The organism is Streptomyces sp. NPDC004647, assembly GCF_040609575.1.
Classification (GTDB): domain Bacteria; phylum Actinomycetota; class Actinomycetes; order Streptomycetales; family Streptomycetaceae; genus Streptomyces.
In genome coordinates this window covers 40,888-61,327 of sequence record NZ_JBEXKU010000022.1, presented here as the reverse complement: position 1 = coordinate 61,327, position 20,440 = coordinate 40,888, and the positions used below count along the sequence as shown (strand labels likewise).

General features: G+C 69.4%; 19 protein-coding genes and 1 tRNA gene. 8 read left to right on the top strand and 12 right to left on the bottom strand.

Going from position 1 to position 20,440, the window contains the following annotated elements:
- Positions 1–94 precede the first annotated feature (94 nt).
- From ABZW18_RS12630 to ABZW18_RS12615, 4 genes are all read right to left on the bottom strand, one after another.
- Positions 95–439 (bottom strand): rhodanese-like domain-containing protein, encoded by a 345-nt coding sequence (locus tag ABZW18_RS12630; RefSeq protein WP_356185979.1) that lies wholly within the window; start codon positions 437–439, stop codon positions 95–97.
- 75 nt (positions 440–514) lie between these two features.
- Positions 515–1,426, bottom strand: a complete 912-nt coding sequence (locus tag ABZW18_RS12625) for a J domain-containing protein (protein ID WP_356185977.1) — start codon at positions 1,424–1,426, stop codon at positions 515–517.
- 355 nt (positions 1,427–1,781) lie between these two features.
- Entirely contained in the window at positions 1,782–3,197 is a 1,416-nt protein-coding gene (locus ABZW18_RS12620) for a DUF2252 domain-containing protein (protein WP_356185975.1), read from the bottom strand.
- A 438-nt stretch (positions 3,198–3,635) separates the two neighbouring features.
- Positions 3,636–4,004: a helix-turn-helix domain-containing protein gene (locus ABZW18_RS12615; protein ID WP_356185972.1), complete on the bottom strand. Its 369-nt coding sequence runs from the start codon at positions 4,002–4,004 to the stop codon at positions 3,636–3,638.
- Between the two features lie 109 nt (positions 4,005–4,113).
- Here ABZW18_RS12615 and ABZW18_RS12610 point away from each other — a divergent pair, with 109 nt between their 5' ends.
- Complete coding sequence (locus ABZW18_RS12610; protein WP_356185970.1) at positions 4,114–4,764, top strand: NAD(P)H-dependent oxidoreductase; 651 nt, start codon at positions 4,114–4,116, stop codon at positions 4,762–4,764.
- A 522-nt stretch (positions 4,765–5,286) separates the two neighbouring features.
- On the opposite strand, the gene ABZW18_RS12605 is transcribed toward ABZW18_RS12610, so the two are convergent.
- Positions 5,287–5,373 (bottom strand) — tRNA-Leu (locus ABZW18_RS12605).
- 397 nt (positions 5,374–5,770) lie between these two features.
- Between ABZW18_RS12605 and ABZW18_RS12600 the strand changes: the two genes are divergently transcribed.
- The 6 genes from ABZW18_RS12600 to pknB all read left to right on the top strand — a co-directional run bounded on the left by ABZW18_RS12600 (position 5,771) and on the right by pknB (position 13,822).
- Positions 5,771–6,595 (top strand): DUF3662 and FHA domain-containing protein, encoded by an 825-nt coding sequence (locus tag ABZW18_RS12600; RefSeq protein WP_356185968.1) that lies wholly within the window; start codon positions 5,771–5,773, stop codon positions 6,593–6,595.
- 10 nt (positions 6,596–6,605) lie between these two features.
- Positions 6,606–7,142: an FHA domain-containing protein gene (locus ABZW18_RS12595; RefSeq protein WP_356185965.1), complete on the top strand. Its 537-nt coding sequence runs from the start codon at positions 6,606–6,608 to the stop codon at positions 7,140–7,142.
- A gap of 66 nt (positions 7,143–7,208) precedes the next feature.
- The gene (locus ABZW18_RS12590) at positions 7,209–8,753 is read left to right on the top strand and encodes a PP2C family serine/threonine-protein phosphatase (RefSeq protein WP_356186055.1); all 1,545 of its coding nucleotides are present in this window, start codon (positions 7,209–7,211) and stop codon (positions 8,751–8,753) included.
- 21 nt (positions 8,754–8,774) lie between these two features.
- Positions 8,775–10,196: an FtsW/RodA/SpoVE family cell cycle protein gene (locus ABZW18_RS12585; protein ID WP_356185963.1), complete on the top strand. Its 1,422-nt coding sequence runs from the start codon at positions 8,775–8,777 to the stop codon at positions 10,194–10,196.
- The gene (locus tag ABZW18_RS12580; protein WP_356185961.1) at positions 10,193–11,653 is read left to right on the top strand and encodes a penicillin-binding transpeptidase domain-containing protein; all 1,461 of its coding nucleotides are present in this window, start codon (positions 10,193–10,195) and stop codon (positions 11,651–11,653) included. Before ABZW18_RS12585 ends, ABZW18_RS12580 begins: the two co-directional genes overlap by 4 nt.
- 168 nt (positions 11,654–11,821) lie before the next feature.
- Positions 11,822–13,822, top strand: a complete 2,001-nt coding sequence (gene pknB, locus ABZW18_RS12575) for a Stk1 family PASTA domain-containing Ser/Thr kinase (protein ID WP_356185958.1) — start codon at positions 11,822–11,824, stop codon at positions 13,820–13,822.
- Between the two features lie 112 nt (positions 13,823–13,934).
- Here pknB and ABZW18_RS12570 read toward each other — a convergent pair whose 3' ends face one another.
- The 6 genes from ABZW18_RS12570 to ABZW18_RS12545 form a co-directional block, all read right to left on the bottom strand.
- Entirely contained in the window at positions 13,935–14,669 is a 735-nt protein-coding gene (locus ABZW18_RS12570) for a class E sortase (protein WP_356185955.1), read from the bottom strand.
- Between the two features lie 129 nt (positions 14,670–14,798).
- The gene (locus ABZW18_RS12565; protein ID WP_356185952.1) at positions 14,799–16,304 is read right to left on the bottom strand and encodes a class E sortase; all 1,506 of its coding nucleotides are present in this window, start codon (positions 16,302–16,304) and stop codon (positions 14,799–14,801) included.
- Positions 16,301–16,954 carry an aminodeoxychorismate/anthranilate synthase component II gene (locus ABZW18_RS12560; RefSeq protein ID WP_356185950.1) on the bottom strand — a complete coding sequence of 218 codons (654 nt, stop codon included), beginning with the start codon at positions 16,952–16,954 and terminating at the stop codon, positions 16,301–16,303. The genes ABZW18_RS12565 and ABZW18_RS12560 overlap by 4 nt, the downstream gene beginning before the upstream one ends.
- Positions 16,951–17,124 carry a hypothetical protein gene (locus tag ABZW18_RS12555; RefSeq protein ID WP_356185947.1) on the bottom strand — a complete coding sequence of 58 codons (174 nt, stop codon included), beginning with the start codon at positions 17,122–17,124 and terminating at the stop codon, positions 16,951–16,953. The genes ABZW18_RS12560 and ABZW18_RS12555 overlap by 4 nt, the downstream gene beginning before the upstream one ends.
- 69 nt (positions 17,125–17,193) lie before the next feature.
- Positions 17,194–17,910 carry a class E sortase gene (locus tag ABZW18_RS12550; RefSeq protein WP_356185944.1) on the bottom strand — a complete coding sequence of 239 codons (717 nt, stop codon included), beginning with the start codon at positions 17,908–17,910 and terminating at the stop codon, positions 17,194–17,196.
- A 22-nt stretch (positions 17,911–17,932) separates the two neighbouring features.
- On the bottom strand, positions 17,933–18,706 hold the full coding sequence (locus ABZW18_RS12545) for a DUF881 domain-containing protein (RefSeq protein WP_356185941.1): 774 nt from the start codon (positions 18,704–18,706) through the stop codon (positions 17,933–17,935).
- Positions 18,707–18,848: 142 nt separating this feature from the next.
- On the opposite strand from ABZW18_RS12545, the gene crgA reads away from it, so the two are divergent.
- The gene (gene crgA / locus ABZW18_RS12540) at positions 18,849–19,106 is read left to right on the top strand and encodes a cell division protein CrgA (protein WP_356185938.1); all 258 of its coding nucleotides are present in this window, start codon (positions 18,849–18,851) and stop codon (positions 19,104–19,106) included.
- A 381-nt stretch (positions 19,107–19,487) separates the two neighbouring features.
- On the opposite strand, the gene ABZW18_RS12535 is transcribed toward crgA, so the two are convergent.
- Entirely contained in the window at positions 19,488–20,384 is an 897-nt protein-coding gene (locus ABZW18_RS12535; protein ID WP_356185935.1) for a rhomboid family intramembrane serine protease, read from the bottom strand.
- Between the last annotated feature and the right edge of the window lie 56 nt (positions 20,385–20,440).

Here is a 20,440-nt window from a genome sequence, read left to right as displayed (position 1 = left end):
CCACCCCCTGGGGTGAGCACCCGGTGGGACACGAAGGAGGCCTTCGCCGTTGATCAAGTCCCGCTAGTGTCAACAACGCTCATGGGCAATACACCTAGAGGACGAAGGCCTGGTCCCCGCCCTCGGCGACCAGCGGACGGCCGGCGGCCTCCCAGCCGAGCATCCCGCCATCGACGTTCACCGCATCCAGTCCCTGCCCGATCAGATACTGCGCGACCTGCGCCGACCGCCCGCCGACCCGGCACACCACATGCACCCGGCGGCCGTCGCCGACCGCCTCGGTCAGCTCACCGAACCGGGCCACGACCTGGCCCATCGGCAGGTGCAGCGCGCCCTCGGCGTGACCGGCCGCCCACTCGTCGTTCTCTCGGACGTCCAGCAGGAAACCGTCGGACGGTACCGCTGTGGCGTCCACCGCGGGCAGCGGGGCGAAGTGCATGGGGGTCAGCCTCTCTCGGTCTCGGGCAGGCCGGGCAGCGTAAGGAGCACGGGCGGCGCGGCTTTCCTGAGCACGTTACCCAACCAGCTCCGCCAACCGGGCCTCCCGCTCGGAGACCTGCGCCAGCAGTTGCTCGGCGATCTCCTCGAGCAGCGCGTCAGGATCCTCCGGAGCCATCTTCAGCATCGCCCCGATCGCGCTCGACTCCAGCTCCGCAGCGGCCGCTGCCAGCATTTCCTTGCGGTCGGCCAGCCACTCCAGCCGGGCGTACAGCTCCTCGCTCCGGCTCGGCCGCTGCTCCTCGCTCCGCGGCCCGGCTGCCCATTCGTCCGCCAGCGCCCGCAGCTGGTCCAGGTTCCCGGCCGCGTATGCCTCGTTCACCCGCACGATGAACGCGCTGCGCCGCTCCCGCTCCGCCTCGTCCCGCGCCAGGTCGGGGTGCGCCTTGCGGACCAGCTCGCGATACACCCGGCGGCTGTCCTCGCTCGGCCGCACACGGCGCGGCGGCTGTACCGGCCGCTCGGTGAGCATCGCGGCCGCCTCGGGCGACAGGCCCTCCGAGTCGATCCAGCCGTTGAACAACTCCTCCACCTGCGGCATCGGCAGTACCAGCCCACGGGCCTCACGCGCCTTGCGGACGTCCTCGGGGTCGCCGGTCCGCACCGCTACGGCCTCGGCGATCAGCGCGTCCAACTCGTCGAGCCGCGTGTACATCGGCCCGAGCCGCTGGTGGTGCAGCCGGGAGAAGTTCTCCACCTCGATCCGGAAGGTCTCCACGGCGATCTCGAACTCGATCAGCGCCTGTTCGGCACCGCGCACCGCCTGCTCCAGGCGGTCTTCCGGCCGCGGGGCGGCATCCGCCTCGGGGCCGGCATCCGCCTCGGGGCCGGCGTCCGCCTGCGGACCGGCGGCGGCCTGGGGGTCGGGCTGGGGGCCGGTCTGCGGACCGGTCCGGGGCTCCGTCTGCTCGGCTTCCGGGTTCGTCACCCGGCCAGCGTACGGCCCACCCCGGCGCCCACAGCCTCGGGAGGTCGCGCCCGGGCTCCCACCGGCCGCCCCTCGGGCCGCGCACCCGGCCCGAGGGCCGTCGTGCCCCGAGCTCGGCAGCGGTCGGACCCAGGGGCGGAGGGGAACGGGTTGACCCAACCCCGGGGCAGCCGTCGGACCCGAAAGCGGGGGGAGCGGGTAGACCCGATCCCGGGCAGCCGTCGTATCCGAGCCCAGCAGCGGTCGGACCGGAGCCGGCGGACCGAACCCAGCGGACGCCGGCCTCGAACCCAGCAGACCCGAGCCCTGCAGACGTCGGACCCGAGCCAGGTTGCTGTCTCCCCCCCGGCGGCCGTCAGACCCCCAGCTCGGCAGCTATCCGCCCGCTCCGCACCGCCGCCACCAGCTCTGCGTGATCCGCCTCCGTACGGTCCGCATACGCGACCGCGAAGGCCGCGACCGCCTCGTCCAGCGCCTCCCCCTTGCCGCAGTAGCCGGCGACCAGCCGCGGATCCGCGCTGTGCGCATGCCCGCGCGCAAGCAGGGCGCCGGTCATCCGCCCGTAGTCGTCGAACTGGTCGGCAGCCAGCTCCGCCGGATCCACGCTGCCCTTGCGGTTCCGGAACTGCCGCACCTGGAACGGCCGGTCCTCGACGGTCGTCCAGCCCAGCAGAAAGTCGCTGACGACCTGCATCCGCTTCTGCCCGAGCACCACCCGGCGCCCCTCGTGCCCGGGGTGTGGCACCTCGAACCCGGCCTTCGCCACATGTGCCAGCAGGATCGATGGCCGCGCTTCCTTCACCTGCAGCACCAGCGGCTCGCCCCGGTGATCGAGCAGCAGCACGACATACGACCGCGTCCCGACGCTGCCCGTGCCGACCACCCGGAACGCGACATCGTGCACCGCGTACCGCGCGAGCAGCGGCAGCCGGTCCTCCGACAGCGACTGCAGATACCCGCCCAGCGAGGTCGCGACCGCCCTGGCCTCCGCGTCCGGCACCCGCCGCAGCACCGGCGGCGCGTCCGTGAAACGGCGACCGCCGTCCGGAACCACCTCGGTCGCCCTGGCGGCGAACCGCGCGCTCGTATTGCGCCGCGCCTTCTCCGAGACCCGTTCAAGAGTGCCCAGAAGATCCCGAGCGTCGGTGTGCGAGACCAACTCCTCGTCCGCGATGGCATTCCACGCGTCGAGCACCGGAAGCTTCGCCAGCAGCCGCATGGTCCGCCGGTACGCCCCCGCGGCGTCGTACGCCGCCTGCCGGCAGGCGGCGTCGTCAGCCCCGGCCACCCGGGCCGCCAGCACCAGCGAGGCCGCGAGCCGTTTCAGGTCCCATTCCCACGGGCCGTGCACCGTCTCGTCGAAGTCGTTGATGTCGATGATGAGGCTGCCGCGGGCATCGCCGTAGAGACCGAAATTCGCGGCGTGCGCATCCCCGCAGATCTGCGCGCCGATCCCGGTGACCGGCGTCCCCGCCAGGTCGTAAGCCATCAGCCCGGCGGATCCGCGCATAAAGGCGAAGGGATTCGCGACCATCCGGCCTACCCGTATCGGTTTCAGCTCCGGCAGCCGCCCGGCATTGGACTCCTCGACCGCCGCCACCGCATCCGGCCGTCCCGCACCCAGCTCGAGCTGGGCATGCGCGGAGCGTGGCACAGCCTCCCGCAGCTCCTTGCCGCGCTGCTTGGGCGTCGGAGAGTCCTCAGGCCAACGCGCGAACCCCGGTACGTACGGAATCCGTCCGTCCGCCCCCTCCGCCTGCTCATCGCTCATCACGCCCCGCCTCCCCGTACCCGCCGAACAACGACTGGCCACGACCGTACCCCCGGCCGGCGGCCTCCGCAGAGCCTGTGGATAACTCCTGAGGGGAGCGCGAAACGGCAGCGCACCGGCGACGGTTCAACCGCTCACGGACTGCTCCGGCCAGGCCATACCTGACAAATAACGCCGTCCGCCCCAAGGCGGGGCTCGTGGCGTCCGGTACGTGCAGCTGCAAGGCGGAGAAGCGTCCTCACAGTGGGCTGCTCGGACGATTCGACAACGCAACTGGGCCCTCCCCCAGCTACCGCTGGGGTACCCCCGCACCCGGCCGAAGGCTGGGAGAGCGTGCCTGGGGGCACCTCCCGGACGGAGTCCAGGGGAGCGCCACCGGCCAGGCGGGATGTGCCAGACAGGGCCCGTCAAAACGTAGACCTAGGGGCGGATCCAGATCTAGGGGCGGAACCGCTCCGGGCAGGCGCCGCCCTCCGGCAGATGCTGTTCGGCCCACCGTCCCAGCTCCTTGAGCGCGGGCTCCAGCGCCAGACCGGATTCCGTCAGCCGGTATGCCACCCGCAGCGGCGGCCCCGAGTCCACCTCCCGTACGAGCAGCCCCGCAGCCGCCAGCTCCGCCAACCGGTCGGACAGCATGCGCTCACTGATCCCCGGGATCGCCCTGCGCAGTTCGGCGAAGTGCACGGCCCGCTGCATCAGCACGGACACGATCAGCCCCGTCCAGCGCTTGCCGAGCAGCGTGAAGACGCGCGTCATACCGCTGTCGACCTTCTTGCACGCCCGCTCGTCCTCGCCGTGGTCCGCCATGGCTCCAGGGTACTGCCTCAATGTTCGGGACTGCAGAAAAGTAAGCAACTGTGCTATTAATAGCTACGCACGGAATTTAACCAGGCACGACATCTGCCGGAGGCTCCCCATGCCCACGCTCCTGCACCTCGACTCCTCCGCCTCCCCGCTGGGCGGCTCCGCTTCCCGTGACGTCACGGCCACCTTCCGCAAGGCCTGGGAGGAGCAGCACCCGGACGGCGTGGTCATCTACCGCGACCTGGCCGCCGACCCGTTGCCGCACATCGACCTGCCCGCGATCTCCGCGGGCTTCTCCGACCCCTCCGAGCACACCGCGGAGCAGCAGGCCGCCTTCGCCCTGCGCACCGAGCTCGCCTCCGAGCTCGAGCAGGCCGATGCCGTCCTGATCGGCGCGCCGATGTACAACTTCACGATTCCCTCCACCCTGAAGACATGGCTGGACCAGGTGATCGTGATGGGCCGCACCGGAGGTGACGCCCCCTCCGCCGCCGGCACCCCGGTCACCGTGGTCGCCAGCCGCGGTGGCTCGTACGCTCCGGGCACCCCGCGCGAGGACTTCGAGTTCGTGCAGACGTACCTGCAGAAGGTGCTGGGAGACTTTCTCGGCCTCGAGGTCGACTTCATCGTCCCGGAGCTGACCGTCGCCCGCTCCAACCCGGCGATGGCGGACCTGGTCGACCTCTCCGACGCGTCCCGCGCGAAGGCTCACGAGGAGGCCTCGGAGAAGGGCAAGGCGCTCGCCTCGCGCGTCGCCGCCTGACGCCCACGCGAGAACCGCTGATCCGCCAGGGCGCCGGGCACTGCTGGAACCGTCCGAGGACGGCCCCGAAACCAGGCCCGGCGTCCGGTGCGGGCAGCGCGGCAGCCCGGGAGCCCGGGATCGGCCGCTCCCGGGCCGTCGCCATGGAAGGCCTGGCCCCGCAGCAGTACACGGAGGTCGTCCGGACCCTGTCGGCCATGGCCGGCAACCTCGAGTCCGCCCTCGCCGCGCGCCGGGCGCGACAGTGGACCTGCTGACACCTGGACCTGCCGCCCTTGGGGACCTGCTGACACCTGGACCTGCCCCAGCCCAACGCCCGAGGGGGACACAACCCCGGACCGCAGAGACTTTCACCAAGTTAGCGCCGATCAAACGGAACTGACGCCCGATCAGCCAACAAGTTGCGGTTGGAACACAACACTGGAGGCTCGTCACGCCCGGCGACCATCGCTCGACAATGCGAAACGGACCCCTCCGAGTGACTATCGTCACTTCGGAGGGGTCCGTTTCGTCGGTACCTCATGGTGCGCGAGGGGGGAGTTGAACCCCCACGCCCTTTCGGGCACTGGAACCTGAATCCAGCGCGTCTGCCTATTCCGCCACCCGCGCAAAGGGTGTTGCCGTTCGATGCTCGCACAGTCCCCGGACCGATCCGGCCGCGTCGTGTGGGAGCTCCTTCCGACATCCAGAAGATTAGCACGCTGGCAAGGGTGGGTTCACACGCGTATTTCCTCGCCCCACCGGTCCGGGCACCGCTGCGGTTGCGCGACACTGTCCTAGGTTCCGCCTCTACGATCCGCAGTGACCGGTCCGTCGAGCAGGTCCGGCCGCCGGCTCCACCGGCGGCCCCCGCGGGGTCCCGGAAGCAGTCCCGCCAGGGGCTGTGAGAGGCGACACTCGACGGCGGATCCGGGAAGTGGAACCACCTGTGTTTGCCGCTCGTGGATACGATCAGTAAGCAGTACCAGGACGACTTCGAGGAACGCATCAGGGAAGGAGGTGCCCCGTGGGAGTACTGAAGCGCTTCGAGCAGCGTCTCGAGGGTCTCGTGAACGGCACCTTCGCCAAGGTGTTCAAGTCCGAGGTGCAGCCCGTCGAGATCGCGGGAGCACTCCAGCGTGAGTGCGACAACAACGCCACCATCTGGAACCGGGACCGCACCGTGGTCCCCAACGACTTCATCGTCGAGCTGAGTGCACCGGACTACGACCGGCTCAGCCCGTACTCGGGTCAGCTCGGCGACGAGCTCTCCAGCATGGTGCGCGACTACGCCAAGCAGCAGCGGTACACCTTCATGGGCTCGATCAAGGTGCACCTGGAGAAGGCTGAGGACCTCGACACGGGCCTGTACCGCGTACGCAGCCGCACCCTGGCGTCCAGCGAAACCCAGAACCCGCAGGGCAGGCGCCCCGTCGCCGCCCCGCACCCCGGCGGATACCCCGCGCAGCCCGCGAACCCGCCGCCGGTCCCCGCCTCACCGCCTCCCGGCGGCCGTCCGTCACCCGTGACCCGGCTGCCCGGCGCGAGCGCGGGCCCGATGCCGAGCACGCAGATCCGACGCTGGATCGAGATCAATGGCACACGCCACCAGATCTCCGGGCCCACCCTGGTTCTGGGCCGCAGCACCGAGGCGGACGTGCGGGTCGACGACCCCGGTGTCTCGCGTCGGCACTGCGAGATCCGGGCAGGAACGCCCCCGACGATCCAGGACCTGGGGTCCACCAACGGCATCGTGGTAGACGGGCAGCACACCACCCGCGCTACGCTCCGCGACGGCTCGCGGATCGTCGTGGGCAGCACCACCATCGTTTACCGGCAAGCCGAAGGGTGAAGCGGGGGCAATGTCAGAGCTGACCCTGACGGTCATGCGGCTGGGTTTTCTCGCCGTACTGTGGCTGTTCGTCATCGTGGCCGTACAGGTCATCCGTAGCGATCTGTTCGGTACGCGTGTGACCCAGCGCGCGTCCCGTCGCGCAGAGAACCAGAACCGGCCACCGGCCGGCCGCCAGCAGCAGCCACCGCCGCAGCGCACCCAGCCGAGCGGCCGTGGCAGCGGCAGCGGCGGCAATCGCCAGCGGCGGGGGGCACCCAGCAAGCTGGTGGTCTCCGAGGGCACCCTGACCGGCACCACGGTCGCGCTCCAGGGCCAGACCATCACCCTCGGCCGGGCGCACGACTCGACGATCGTGCTGGACGACGACTACGCGTCCAGCCGGCATGCCAGGATCTACCCGGACCGTGACGGCCAATGGATCGTCGAGGATCTCGGGTCCACGAACGGCACCTATCTCGACCGGACCCGACTCACCACTCCGACACCGATTCCGCTGGGCGCGCCGATCCGCATCGGCAAGACCGTCATCGAGCTGCGGAAGTAGTAGGACCATGACGACCGGAGGGTGGGCACCGTGCGGATGTACCCCGAGCCGACGGGCGAGGTGCGCATGAGTCTGTCACTGCGTTTCGCCGCCGGATCGCACAAAGGCATGATCCGCGAGGGCAACGAGGACTCCGGCTACGCCGGGCCACGCCTCCTCGCCATCGCCGACGGCATGGGCGGCCAGGCCGCCGGTGAGGTCGCCAGCTCCGAGGTGATCTCCACCCTCGTCCAGCTCGACGACGACGTCCCGGGCTCCGACATCCTCACCTCACTCGGTACGGCCGTGCAGCGCGCCAATGACCAGCTGCGCGTCATGGTCGAGGAGGACCCGCAGCTCGAGGGCATGGGCACCACGCTCACCGCCCTGCTGTGGACCGGCCGGCGACTCGGCCTCGTCCATGTCGGCGACTCGCGCGCGTACCTGCTGCGCGACGGCGTCCTCACGCAGATCACCCAGGACCACACCTGGGTGCAGCGGCTCGTCGACGAGGGCCGGATCACCGAGGAAGAGGCGACCACCCACCCGCAGCGCTCCCTGCTGATGCGCGCACTGGGCAGCGGCGACCACGTCGAGCCCGATCTCTCCATCCGTGAGGTGCGCCCCGGGGACCGCTACCTCATCTGCTCGGACGGCCTCTCCGGCGTCGTGAGCCAGCAGACCCTCGAGGACACCCTCGCGAGCTACCAGGGCCCGCACGAGACCGTGCAGGAGCTCATCCAGCTCGCGCTGCGCGGCGGCGGCCCCGACAACATCACCTGCATCGTCGCGGACGTCCTCGACGTCGACGACAGCGACACCCTCACCGGGCAACTCAACGACACCCCCGTCGTCGTCGGCGCGGTGGCCGAGAACCAGCATCAGCTGAACGACAACGGCGCCATGCAGACCCCAGCCGGCCGCGCCGCCGAGCTCGGCCGAGGCGTGCCGCCGCAGTCCTCGGGAGCCCCGGCCGGCGGCTTCGGCCCTCCCGGCAGCGGCGACCCCGGGATCGCCGGCCTCTCCGACGGCGGCTACGGCGCGTACACGGACGAGGACTTCATCAAGCCCCGGCGCGGCACGTGGCTCAAGAGATCGCTGCTCATCACGCTTGCGCTCGGCGTCGTGGGCGGGGCCCTGTACGGCGGCTACCGCTGGACCCAGACCCAGTACTACGTCGGCACCAAGGGTGAGCACATCGCCCTCTACCAGGGCATCAGCCAGGACCTCGGCTGGATCAGCCTCAGCGAGGTCCACGCGGACCACCCCGAGATCGAACTCAAGTACCTCCCGGCCTACCAGCGGAACCAGGTCAAGGAGACCATCGCCGTCAGCGACCTCGGCCAGGCCAAGGACAAGGTCGGCGAGCTCAGCAAGCAGGCCTCGGCCTGCCAGAAGCGTGCCGACCAGGCGAAGGCCGCCGAAGAGCAGGCCGCCAAGGAGCGCGAGAAGGCCAAGGACAAGGCCGGGGACAAGCAGGGGGAAGCCGGCGGCGCGGCCGGCAGCCGGCCCGTGACCCGGACCGGCGACCAGAACACCGACCTCACCAGCAACAGCACTCCGGCGCCCGGCCCCACCCTGTCGGAGGAAGAGCAGCAGCTGGCCAAGCAGTGCGATAGCACCCAGCAGTAGCCGTAGGGGGCCATCCAAGCCATGAGCAGCACCACGAACACGACCACGATCAGCTCCGTGGGAGCACCGAGCAGGCGCAACACCGAACTCGCCCTGCTCGTCTTCGCCGTCCTGATCCCGATCTTCGCCTACGCCAACGTGGGCCTCGCCCTCGACGGCGAGATGCCGACAGGCATGCTCGGCTACGGACTGGGCCTCGGCCTCCTCGCGGGCGTCGGGCACCTCATGGTGCGCAAGTTCGCCCCGTACGCCGACCCGCTGATGCTCCCCATCGCGACGCTGCTCAACGGGCTCGGCCTGGTGCTGATCTGGCGGCTCGACCAGTCCCCGCGGCTGGAGCGGCTGGCGAAACTGCAGGGCATCTCGAACAGCGCGGCACCCACCCAGCTGCTGTACTCCGCCGTGGGTATCGCGCTCTTCGTCGGTGTGCTGCTGTTCCTCAAGGACCACCGCATCCTGCAGCGCTACACCTACATCAGCATGGTCGTCGCGCTGGTGATGCTGATCGCCCCGATCTTCTTCCCCGCCATCAACGGCGCGAAGATCTGGGTCAGCATCGGCGGATTCTCCATCCAGCCCGCGGAGTTCGCGAAGATCGTTCTCGCCGTGTTCTTCGCCGGTTACCTGATGGTCAAGCGGGACGCGCTGGCACTGGCGAGCCGCCGCTTCATGGGCCTGTACCTGCCGCGCGGCCGTGACCTCGGACCGATTCTCGTGGTCTGGGCGATGAGCCTGCTGATCCTGGTCTTCGAGACCGACCTCGGCACCTCGATGCTGTTCTTCGGCATGTTCGTCGTGATGCTGTACGTCGCGACCGAGCGCACCAGCTGGATCGTCTTCGGTCTGCTGATGTCCTCGGCGGGCGCGGCGATCGTCGGTTCCGTCGAACCGCACGTCAACGTCCGCGTCATGGCCTGGCTGCACCCCTTCGCCGTGTTCGACGCCAACCCGCCGTCCTGGGCGACGACCGACCAGATCGCCCAGTCCCTGTTCGCCTTCGGCTCCGGCGGCATCTTCGGCACCGGTCTCGGGCAGGGCAACTCCGACCTCATCCAGTTCGCCGCCAAGGCCGACTTCATCCTCGGCACCGTGGGCGAAGAACTCGGCCTCGCGGGCATGATGGCGTTCCTGCTGCTGTACGGCCTGCTGGTCGAGCGCGGCGTACGGACCGCACTCGCCGCCCGCGACCCGTTCGGCAAACTCTTCGCGATCGGTCTCTCCGCCGCCTTCGCCATCCAGATCTTCGCCGTCGTCGGCGGCGTCACCGGTCTGATCCCGCTGACCGGTATGAACATGCCCTTCATCGCACAGGGCGGCTCATCCGTCATCGCCAACTGGGCACTGGTCGCCATCCTGTTGCGCATCAGCGACACGGCGCGGCGCCCGGCGCCCGCCCCCGCCCCGTCCCCCGACGCCGAGATGACCCAGGTGGTCCGACCATGAACAAGCCCCTGCGCCGGGTCGCGATCTTCTGCGGCCTTCTCGTCCTCGCCCTGATGGTCCGCGCCAACTGGGTCCAGTTCGTCCAGGCCGACGAGCTGAAGACCCATGACAAGAACCGGCGGGTCGGCATCGAGCGCTACAGCCAAAAGCGCGGCAACATCATCGTCGACGGCCAGCCGATCACCGGTTCCACCGCGACCAACGGCACCGACTTCAAGTACAAGCGGACGTACAAGGACGGCCCGATGTGGGCCCCGGTCACCGGCTACGCGTCCCAGGTGTACGGCTCCAACCAGCTCGAGAAGCTCAACGACGGCATCCTGACCGGGGACGACGACACCCTGTTCTTCAACCGCACGATCGACATGGTCACGGGCAAGGAGAAGCGGGGCGGCCAGGTCGTCTCCACGCTCAACGCCGACGCGCAGAAGGCGGCCTTCCAGGGCCTGGGCGACAAGAAGGGCGCCGTCGTCGCGCTCGAGCCCAAGACCGGCGCGATTCTCGCCCTTGCCAGTACCCCCAGCTACGACCCGTCCCGCATCGCCGGCAGCTCCAAGTCCGACGAGAAGGCCTGGATCGAGCTGAACAAGGACGAGGACAAGCCCATGGTCAACCGGGCGCTGCGCGAGACGTACCCGCCCGGCTCCACGTTCAAGGTCGTCACCGCCGCGGCAGCCCTGGAGAACGGCCTCTACACGGACATCGACGCGCCGACGAACACGCCGCTGCCCTGGCAGCTGCCGCTCAGCTCCAAGAACCTCGAGAACGAGGGCGACATCCCCTGCAAGAACGCCACCCTCCGGGTGGCCCTGCAGGTGTCCTGCAACACCGTCTTCGGCAAGATCGGCGCCGACCTCAAGCGGGACAAGATGGTCGAGCAGGCCGAGAAGTTCGGCTTCAACGACGAGGTGCTCACACCGGTCCGCGCCGACAAGAGCGTCTACGACAAGACCATGGACCCGCCCGGCAACGCCCTCTCCTCGATCGGCCAGTTCAACACGGCCACCACCCCGCTGCAGATGGCCATGGTCGCCTCCGCCGTCGCCAACGACGGCAAGCTCATGAAGCCGTACATGGTGGACGAGCTGCGTGCCCCCAACCTCACCAAGGTCGAGCAGCACACGCCCGAGGAGATGAGCCAGCCGCTCCAGCCGGGCAACGCCCAGAAGCTCCAGGAAATGATGGAGACGGTCGTCAAGGAGGGCACCGGCACCAAGGCCCAGATCCCGGGTGTCACCGTCGGTGGCAAGACGGGTACGGCCCAGCACGGCGTGGACAACAGCGAAAAGCCGTACGCCTGGTTCATCTCCTACGCCAAGACCGACGAGGGCTCCCCCGTCGCGGTCGCCGTCGTCGTCGAGGACGGAAGCGCCAGCCGGGACGACATCTCGGGCGGCGGCCTCGCCGCACCCATCGCCCAGAACGTCATGGAGGCGGTAATCAGCGGCAACAAGTGACCCGGGTCACGATCTGAGCCGATCCGTGCGCGCATACGTACCGGTCAGGTATCAGGTCGCAGCCGCTGGCCGGGTCTCCCACGGCGTGCCGGGTACGGTATCCCGAGCAGCACATCGCCGGACCCCACACCGGTGCGTCGGGAAAGACGGAGAGGGCTGGAGAAAGCTATGGAAGAGCCGCGTCGCCTCGGCGGCCGGTACGAGCTGGGCTCGGTGCTCGGCCGCGGTGGCATGGCCGAGGTTCACCTCGCCCACGACACGCGCCTCGGCCGCACCGTTGCTGTGAAGACGCTGCGGGTGGATCTTGCCCGCGACCCGTCGTTCCAGGCCCGGTTCCGCCGAGAGGCCCAGTCGGCCGCATCGCTCAACCACCCGTCGATCGTCGCGGTCTACGACACCGGCGAGGACTACGTCGACGGGGTCTCGATCCCGTACATCGTGATGGAGTACGTGGACGGGTCGACCCTCCGCGAGCTCCTGCACTCCGGCAGAAAGCTGCTGCCCGAACGGTCACTGGAGATGACCGTGGGAATCCTTCAGGCGCTGGAGTACTCGCACCGGGCCGGGATTGTGCACCGTGATATCAAGCCGGCGAACGTCATGCTGACGCGCACCGGTCAGGTCAAGGTCATGGACTTCGGCATCGCCCGCGCCATGGGCGACTCCGGCATGACCATGACCCAGACCGCCGCCGTCATCGGCACCGCCCAGTACCTCTCGCCCGAGCAGGCCAAGGGCGAGCAGGTCGACGCGCGCTCCGACCTCTACTCCACCGGCTGCCTGGTGTACGAGCTGCTGACGGTACGGCCGCCCTTCGTGGGCGACTCCCCGGTCGCGGTGGCGTACCAGCACGTCCGTGAGGATCCGCAGCCGCCGAGCACCTTCGATCCGGAGCTCACTCCGGAGATGGACGCGATCGTCCTCAAGGCGCTCACCAAGGATCCCGACTACCGCTACCAGTCGGCCGACGAGATGCGTGCCGACATCGAGGCGGCCCTCGACGGCCAGCCGGTGGCCGCCACGGCCGCCATGGGAGCGGTCGGCTACGGCGGGTACGGCCAGGACCAGCCGACGACCGCGCTGCGCCAGCAGGACGCGGGCGGGCAGACGTCCATGCTGCCGCCGATGCGCGACGACGACGGCGGCTACGGCTACGACGAGCGCCCTGACCGGCGCCGTGGCGGCGGTGGCAAGAAGAGCAGCACCTCGACGGTACTGCTGGTGGTCGCGGGCATACTGGTGCTGGTCGGGGCGATCTTCATCGGGCGGGAACTGTTCGCGGGCGGCAACGCCTCGAACCGGGTGAACGTGCCGAATCTGGTCGACGACACCCTCGCCGAGGCCCAGAAACAGGGCGAGAACGGCGGCTTCACCGTCGTCCCGGACGGCAAGGAGCCCTGCGACGACCGGAAGAAGGGCCACGTCAACAAGCAGAACCCGCCCTCCGGCAGCAAGATCGAGAAGAACAGCACGGTCAAGGTCACCCTGTGCTCGGGCCCGCAGCTGATCTCGGTTCCGAACGTCGAGGGCGCGTCGCTCGAAGAGGCCAAGGACGAGCTGAGCAAGAAGGGCTTCGACACCGTCCGGGTCAAGCCGGTCGAGTCGGAGCGGACCCCCGACACGGTCATCGCCCAGACCCCCGACGCGGGCAGCGATCGGCCGAAGACCGCGACCATCACCCTCTCGGTGGCCAAGGCGGCGGAGCGCAGGACGGTCCCCCCGGTGACCGGGCTCGCCTTCGACGCCGCGAAGCAGCAGCTCGAGGCACAGGGCTTCGACGTCGACAAGCAGGAGGAGGAGTCGGACCAGCCGCCCGGCACCGTCCTGCGGCAGAGCCCCGGGGCCAATGAGTCGGCGAAGGTCAACTCCACGGTCACCCTGACGGTGGCCAAGGCGGCGGAGACGTTCCCCATGCCGGATGTGACCAACCAGAAGGTGAAGGACGCCAAGAAGGCGCTCGAGGACGCGGGGCTGGTCGTCGGCAGCATCGGTCCGGCGCAGGAGGACAACGCCACCGTGGTGGCCACCAGCCCGGCGGCGGGCACCGAGGTGAAGAAGGGCGACTCGGTCGGCCTGGCCACCACTCCCGAGCAGGGCAACGGTGGGCAGGACGGCGGCGACGACGGCGGGTTCTTCGGCGGCCAGACCGGCGCCAGGGCCAAGGACTGACAAGCCGCCACACGGCGCGCAGAGGCCCCGGGAACCGCACAGGGTTCCCGGGGCCTTCTCGTTGCCTCCGAGCCGCTCTCGCGGCCGCCTACGGCTTCGACTACGGCTACGGCTACGAGGCCGGGCTCAGCTCCTTCGGCGGCGTACGGTCGGCGTCCACCTTCTCCGTACGCTCCAGGTCCGCCCACACGATGTACCGGTACTTCGAGGTGTAGACGGGCGTGCACGTCGTCAGGGTGAGGTAGCGGCCCGCCTTCTTCTTCCCCGACTCCTTCGGGATGTCCTCGAGCACGTCCACATTGAATTTCGAGGTCTGCGGCAGCTTCGCGAAGACCTTGTAGACGTACCAGGTGTCCCGGGTCTCGAAGACGACCGAATCGCCCTCGTCGAGCTTGTCGATGTTGTGAAACTGCGCACCGTGCCCGTCGCGGTGCGCGGCCAGGGTGAAATTGCCCTTCTTGTCCCAGGGCATCGCGGACTTCACGGGCTTGGTGTAGTAGCCCGCCACACCGTGGTTGAGCTCGTCGGCGTCGGTGCCCTTGGTGACCAGCACCTCGCCCGCCCTCATCGCGGGCACGTGCAGGAAGCCGATGCCGTCCCCGGTGTCCAGCGCGCCCGGCCCGCCCGCCCAGCGGTCACGGATCCGGTCACCCTTCTTCGCGGCGTCCCGGTCCGCGAGGACGTTCGTCCACCACAGCGAGTAGACGACGAACAGCGCGAGGATCAGACCAGCGGTGATGAGCAGCTCGCCGACGACGCTGATGGCCAGCGCTATCCGGCCGCCCGTACGGCGGGGGCGCTGCGGTGGATGCGCCTCGGTGTCCTGTGCGTGCTGGGTCGCTGCCACCGCGTCGTACTCCGTTTCAAGGCTTTGATGTTTTCTGTGTGCCTGTTGTACCTGTTGTGCCTGTTGTGCTTGCCATGCCTGTTGTATCTGCTGTGACTGCTGTGCAGATACGCCGTTCCCGGGGATTTGCTAGGCGACGAGTGCGTCGGGCTTGCCCTCGCTGCGCGGCCGCTCGTCGGCCATCCTGCCCCAGACGATCATTCGATACGTACTGGTGAATTCGGGAGTGCAGGTCGTCAGCGTGATGTACCGCCCCGGCTTGGTGAACCCCGATCCCGGCGGCACCGGCTCGATCACGTCGATGTTCCTGGGCGAGGTCTGCGGAAGGATGCTCGCCATCTCGTACGTGTAGTAGGTGCTCTGCGTCTCAACGATGATCTCGTCGCCCGGCTTGAGCCTGTTGATGTACCGGAACGGCTCGCCGTGCGTATTGCGGTGCCCGGCGACCGCGAAGTTGCCCTTCTGCCAGGGCATCGCGGTCTTGAGCCTGCCCTTGGAGTAGTGGCCGACCATCCCGCGGTCGAGGACCTTCTGCTTGTCGATGCCTTCGGCGATCGGGACCTTCACATCCAGCTTGGGGATGTACATGATGGCGAAGCCCTGGCCGGGCGAGAACGCGTCCGGCTTCCGGTCCCCCTCGCCTCCCTCGTCCCACCTGTTCTGCAGGTTGTTCGCGGCGCCGCCCGCCTCCTGCTGGGCGAGGATGTTCGTGTACCAGAGCTGATAGGTCACGAACAGCAGCATCAGCACACCGAGCGTGATGAACGTCTCACCGATGGCCCGGCTGGCGATGACTCCGGGCGGATCCTTGCGGGCCCGCGCCTGCCGACGGGCTTCCACGCGGGACCGGGGAGCGGTCACCGCCGCGGCGGACGCCGTCGCTGCGGATGCCGTCGCTGCGGATGCCGTCGCTGCGGATGCCGTCGCTGCGGCGCCGTGAGCGGGCCGGCGCCCCCGCGCACGCCGGCCGCCGCGCTGTTTGGCGGCCCGCCGGCGCGCGGCGCGGCCACCGTCCTGCGGCGGCCCCGACTCGGGTGATCCCGCGGCTCCCCGGCCGCCCGCCCGGGGCTCGGCCACCCGGAGGGCCACCGTCTCGGAGTCGAAGGGCTCATCGCCGAACGGCTTGTCGTCGAAGGGCACTTCGGCGAACCGCCGTACGGCTGGGGCGACCGGGTCCGCCGGGGTGTCCGGGGCCGTCGCGTCGGCCGGGGCCGCGTATGCCTCCGGGGCGGGAGTCCGGGCGACGATCCGCCAGGCTTCGGCTGTCGTGTACGACTGACCGCCTTCCGGCGAAGGTGCGTACTCCTGGCCCTGCTGCTTGGCCGCGTACCCCTGGCCGTACGACGTCGACTGCGAAGCCGCCCCGGGCCCGGGCTCCGGCTCCTCCCGGGGGCGGAACCAGGGTGAGCCCTGCCGGCCCGGCAGTTGGCCGTTCGACTGCTCCGGTACGAGCCCCGGCGCCTGGCCCGACGCCTGGCCGGGCACCTGCCGGGGCACCTGGGGGGAAGCCTGTCCCGGGAGGGGATCGTTCAGCGGATCGTCGAGGCGCCCGACAGCCGCCTCGAACGCGCCCGTATCGCCGTACGAGTCTCCGTACGGCGACGCGGAGTCGCTTTCGGGGCGGAGTTCGGTCACGCGCCGACCTTGCCGACCACCGGCGCGAGCCCCGCCGACCGCTCCACGGCGCCGTCATCCCCGCATGCCACCAGCCAGTTGGCCAGCATCCGGTGCCCCCACTCCGTCAGCACCGACTCCGGGTGGAACTGCACACCCTCCACCGGCAGATCCCGGTGCCGCAGCCCCATCGCGATGCCACTGGTCGCGTCGGCGCCGCCGGTCCAGGCGGTGATCTCCAACGCGTCGGGGACCGTGCCCCGTTCGACCGACAGCGAGTGGTAGCGGGTCGCGGTGAACGGCGACGGCAGGCCCTCGAAGACACCCACGCCCTCGTGCGTCACGCGCGAGGTCTTGCCGTGCAGCAACTCGGGTGCCCGGTCGACGACCCCGCCGTACGCGACCGCCATCGACTGCATGCCCAGACACACCCCGAACACCGGCACCCCGGTGTCCGCACAGTGCCGCACCATGTCGATGCAGACACCGGCCTGTTCCGGAGCGCCCGGCCCGGGGGACAGCAGCACGCCGTCGAAGCCGTCCTGTGCGTGCGCCGGACCGACCTCGTCGTTGCGCAGCACTTCGCACTCCGCGCCGAGCTGGTACAGGTACTGGACGAGGTTGAAGACAAAGCTGTCGTAGTTGTCGACGACGAGGATGCGGGCGCTCATCGGGCGGCTCCGCCGTTGTCGACCGTCACATCGTTGAACGGCAGCAGCGGCTCCGCCCACGGGAAGACGTACTGGAAGAGCACAAAGACGATCGCCAGTACGAGCACCAGCGAGATCCCCGCCCGTACCCAAGCGTTACCCGGCAGATGCCGCCAGACCCAGCCGTACATGCTGTCCCTACTCGCCGATCCGAAGTCGATTGCAGCACCAGAGTAAGGCTCGCGGGTGGGCCAGGTGGGTCAGCTGCGCAATGCGGCCGGCTTGCCACGCTCGACGGGCCGGGTCGCGTCGAGGTGCGCCCAGGCGATCAGACGGTGGCTGTGGCCCCACTCCGGCTCGCAGGTGGTCAGCGTCATATACCGGCCCGGGCGGCCGAAACCCGCCTTCTGCGGGACGGGATCGAGGACCCCGGTGTCGGACGGAAGGGTGCGGTACGGCTTCCGGTCGATGCGGTACGTGAACCAGGTGGCGCCGTCGGTCAGCACCACCGCGTCGCCGGGGCGCAGCTCCGGGAAGTCCTTGAACGGGTCGCCGTACGTGCGGCGATGGCCCGCGACCGAGAAGTTGCCGGTGCCGCCGAGGGGGGCGGTGCGGGCGTAGTGGCCCAGGCCCTTCTTGAGAGTGCCGGTGCCGGTGCCTTCCAGCACCGGCTTGGCCCAACTGCCACCGAAGCGCGGTATGTACATGACGGCGAAGGCCTTGCCGCTCTCGTACGGCTTCGGTCCGTGCTCCGCCGCCGACCCGTCCTGCTGCGGCTTTTCCTGTCCCTGCGTGGCGTCGGTCACGGGGCCGGTCGACCACCGCTCCTGGAGCCGGCCGATCTCGCCGTCCATCGCGGCGTCGGCCCGCACTCCGGTCCAGAACAGCACATGGACGACAAACAGCACGATGACGGTGCCGACGGTGACGCAGACTTCGCTGAATGTCCTGACGATCAGCCGCACCGTCCCCGCCACCGGTGGTCCCTCCGTCCCGGGCTTACCTCACGGGCTTCGCGTAGTGGAGATCCACTGTGCCGGAGTAGCCGGGAAGAGTCACCGCCGGGCGCTGTTCGACTTTCCAGCCGAGCCCGTAGGCGTTGACGTACTGCATGTAGTTCTGGATCGTCGGGGAGTCGGTCAGCGCCTTCTGCAGCCGGGCGCGGTCACCGACGGCGGTCACCTTGTACGGCGGCGAGTAGACCCGGCCCTGGAGGATCAGGGTGTTGCCGACGCAGCGGACCGCGCTGGTGGAGATCAGCCGCTGGTCCATGACCCTGATGCCGTGGGCGCCGCCCTGCCACAGAGCGTTGACCACGGCCTGGAGGTCCTGCTGGTGGATCACGAGGTCATTGGGCTGCGGCTCGGGGATGCCGGGGATGCGGGCGGTGGCATTCGGGGGCGCGTCGGTGAGGGTGACCGTCAGGCCCGGGCCGCTGAGCTTCTTGGTGCCTGCGAATCGTTCCAGCGTGTTGAGCTTGATCTTCTCGGCCTCGGTGCTGTCGTCGTCGCGCTCGGCGAGTCGCTCGACCTGCGAGCGCATGGCCCCGGCCTCGTCGTTCAGCGCGGCGTTCTTCCGGCTGCGCTCCCGGATCAGATCGGAGAGCTTCAACATCGAGGCATCGGTACGGAGATCAGTACCCTGGGCCGTGTTGAAACTTGTCCAGAAAATGAGCCCGGCGAGGGCAAAGACCCCGGCGGTCAGCAGTCGTACCGGACGGAACCGGCGGGACCGCGTGGACTGGCCGGCGGGAGGGCCCGCAGAATTGCTCACCGTACCCTTATCTCCTTCAACGCCGTGGAAGCACTACGCTAACTGACGCCTGGGAGAGGAAGCGCTCCCCGTAGCCCCCCGCCCCGGCCGACAGACCGAGATATCTGCGCGGCCACGCAGCGCATCGACAGGAGAACTCCTCGTGCCGAAGTCACGTATCCGCAAAAAGGCCGATTTCACGCCGCCGACGACGACAAAGCAGACCAGCATCAACCTCTCCAGCGGCCGCAGCTGGGTCGCGCCCCTGATGCTGGCGATGTTCCTCATCGGCCTGGCCTGGATCGTCGTCTTCTACGTGACCACGGGCGACATGCCGATCGGCTCGCTGGGCAACTGGAACATCGTGGTCGGCTTCGGCTTCATCGCCGCGGGGTTCGTGGTCTCCACCCAGTGGAAGTAGCGGCCCCGCCCGCTTCCGCACAGCACCGCCCGGCGCCGCCCCGCCCTTCCGGTCCTCACCGACCGGGCAGGGCGGGCCCGCCGCTGCCTCGGTCCCCGGCCATTGGTCACCGACCGGCCCGTTCCCGCAAGCCTTGACCCAAGGTTGCCCACAGAGTTATCCACAGCTCTGTCCACATGGGGAAAAGGTCAGACGATCTGTGGATAACCTCTCGGCCGTTGACGCCGGTGTGACTGGTGGTACGTCCTACGACCCCCGTCCACCCCTTGACCTTGCTGGGAAAACGCAGGTCAGTGCGATTGCGGACAGCCGTTCCCCACAGCATGCACAAGATCCGCCACCCGCTGTGGACAACTGACCGCCCCGGGCTCGCCGGGAGGCTCAGCCCGCGAGCTGGAGCGTGCGTACCCACACCACCGCGACTATCGCCAGCAGCGCCACCAGGCAGGTGACGCGCTGTATGAGGGCGCGGTGCTCACGCGGCGCGTGCACCATGCCGTACGCGACCGCCGCGCCCACCACCAGGCCGCCGATGTGGGCCTGCCAGGCGATGTTGCTCCAGGTGAACGTGAAGACGAGGTTGAGCGCGAGCAGTGCGATGACCGGCCGCATGTCGTAATTCATCCGGCGCATCAGTACGGCGGTCGCGCCGAGAAGGCCGAAGATCGCACCGGAGGCACCGAGCGAGGGCTGGTTCGGAGCCGCCAGCAGGTACGACAGCGCGCTGCCGCCGAGCCCGGAGAGCATGTACAGCGCCAGGAAGCGCACCCGGCCGAGTGCGGCCTCCAGCGGCGGGCCGAGCCACCACAGCGAGAGCATGTTGAAGGCGATGTGCATGACCTGCTGATGCAGGAACATCGCGGTCAGCAGCCGGTACCACTGGCCCTCGGCGACGCCCTGGGCGCCCTCGTAGGAGTATGTGACGGTCCCGACCAGGTCCAGATCGTTGACGAGCCGGTCGCCGGCGGCGAGCACCGCGAACCAGATCGCCAGATTGAGGCCCAGAAGAATCTTGGTGACCAGGCGCGGGTCGTCGGTGACGGTGCCGCCCGCGATGGTGCGCGGCCGGGAGGCGTGCGGCGCATGCCCCGTACCGGAGCCGCCCCGGGCACACTCCGGGCACTGGAAACCGACCGCGGCGCTGACCATGCAGTCCGGGCAGATCGGGCGCTCGCAGCGAGTGCAGCTGATGCCGGTCGAACGGTCCGGGTGCCGGTAGCAGACCGGCATGCCGCCCGCGGCCGCAGGACTGTCCGGGCTTCCTGGCGCCTGATCCATCGGTCCCCTCGTCTCCATGCTCAACGGGCTCGGGCCCGCCAAAGACCTGCCCCGCA

What these genes read in the sequence shown, in the direction of transcription:
- ABZW18_RS12630 (WP_356185979.1), bottom strand. Translation starts at nt 439, where the DNA reads ATGCACTTCGCCCCGCTGCCCGCGGTGGACGCCACAGCGGTACCGTCC.
- ABZW18_RS12620 (WP_356185975.1), bottom strand. Translation starts at nt 3,197, where the DNA reads ATGAGCGATGAGCAGGCGGAGGGGGCGGACGGACGGATTCCGTACGTA.
- ABZW18_RS12615 (WP_356185972.1), bottom strand. Translation starts at nt 4,004, where the DNA reads ATGGCGGACCACGGCGAGGACGAGCGGGCGTGCAAGAAGGTCGACAGC.
- ABZW18_RS12610 (WP_356185970.1), top strand. Translation starts at nt 4,114, where the DNA reads ATGCCCACGCTCCTGCACCTCGACTCCTCCGCCTCCCCGCTGGGCGGC.
- ABZW18_RS12595 (WP_356185965.1), top strand. Translation starts at nt 6,606, where the DNA reads ATGTCAGAGCTGACCCTGACGGTCATGCGGCTGGGTTTTCTCGCCGTA.
- ABZW18_RS12590 (WP_356186055.1), top strand. Translation starts at nt 7,209, where the DNA reads ATGAGTCTGTCACTGCGTTTCGCCGCCGGATCGCACAAAGGCATGATC.
- ABZW18_RS12585 (WP_356185963.1), top strand. Translation starts at nt 8,775, where the DNA reads ATGAGCAGCACCACGAACACGACCACGATCAGCTCCGTGGGAGCACCG.
- ABZW18_RS12580 (WP_356185961.1), top strand. Translation starts at nt 10,193, where the DNA reads ATGAACAAGCCCCTGCGCCGGGTCGCGATCTTCTGCGGCCTTCTCGTC.
- pknB (WP_356185958.1), top strand. Translation starts at nt 11,822, where the DNA reads ATGGAAGAGCCGCGTCGCCTCGGCGGCCGGTACGAGCTGGGCTCGGTG.
- ABZW18_RS12560 (WP_356185950.1), bottom strand. Translation starts at nt 16,954, where the DNA reads ATGAGCGCCCGCATCCTCGTCGTCGACAACTACGACAGCTTTGTCTTC.
- ABZW18_RS12555 (WP_356185947.1), bottom strand. Translation starts at nt 17,124, where the DNA reads ATGTACGGCTGGGTCTGGCGGCATCTGCCGGGTAACGCTTGGGTACGG.
- ABZW18_RS12535 (WP_356185935.1), bottom strand. Translation starts at nt 20,384, where the DNA reads ATGGATCAGGCGCCAGGAAGCCCGGACAGTCCTGCGGCCGCGGGCGGC.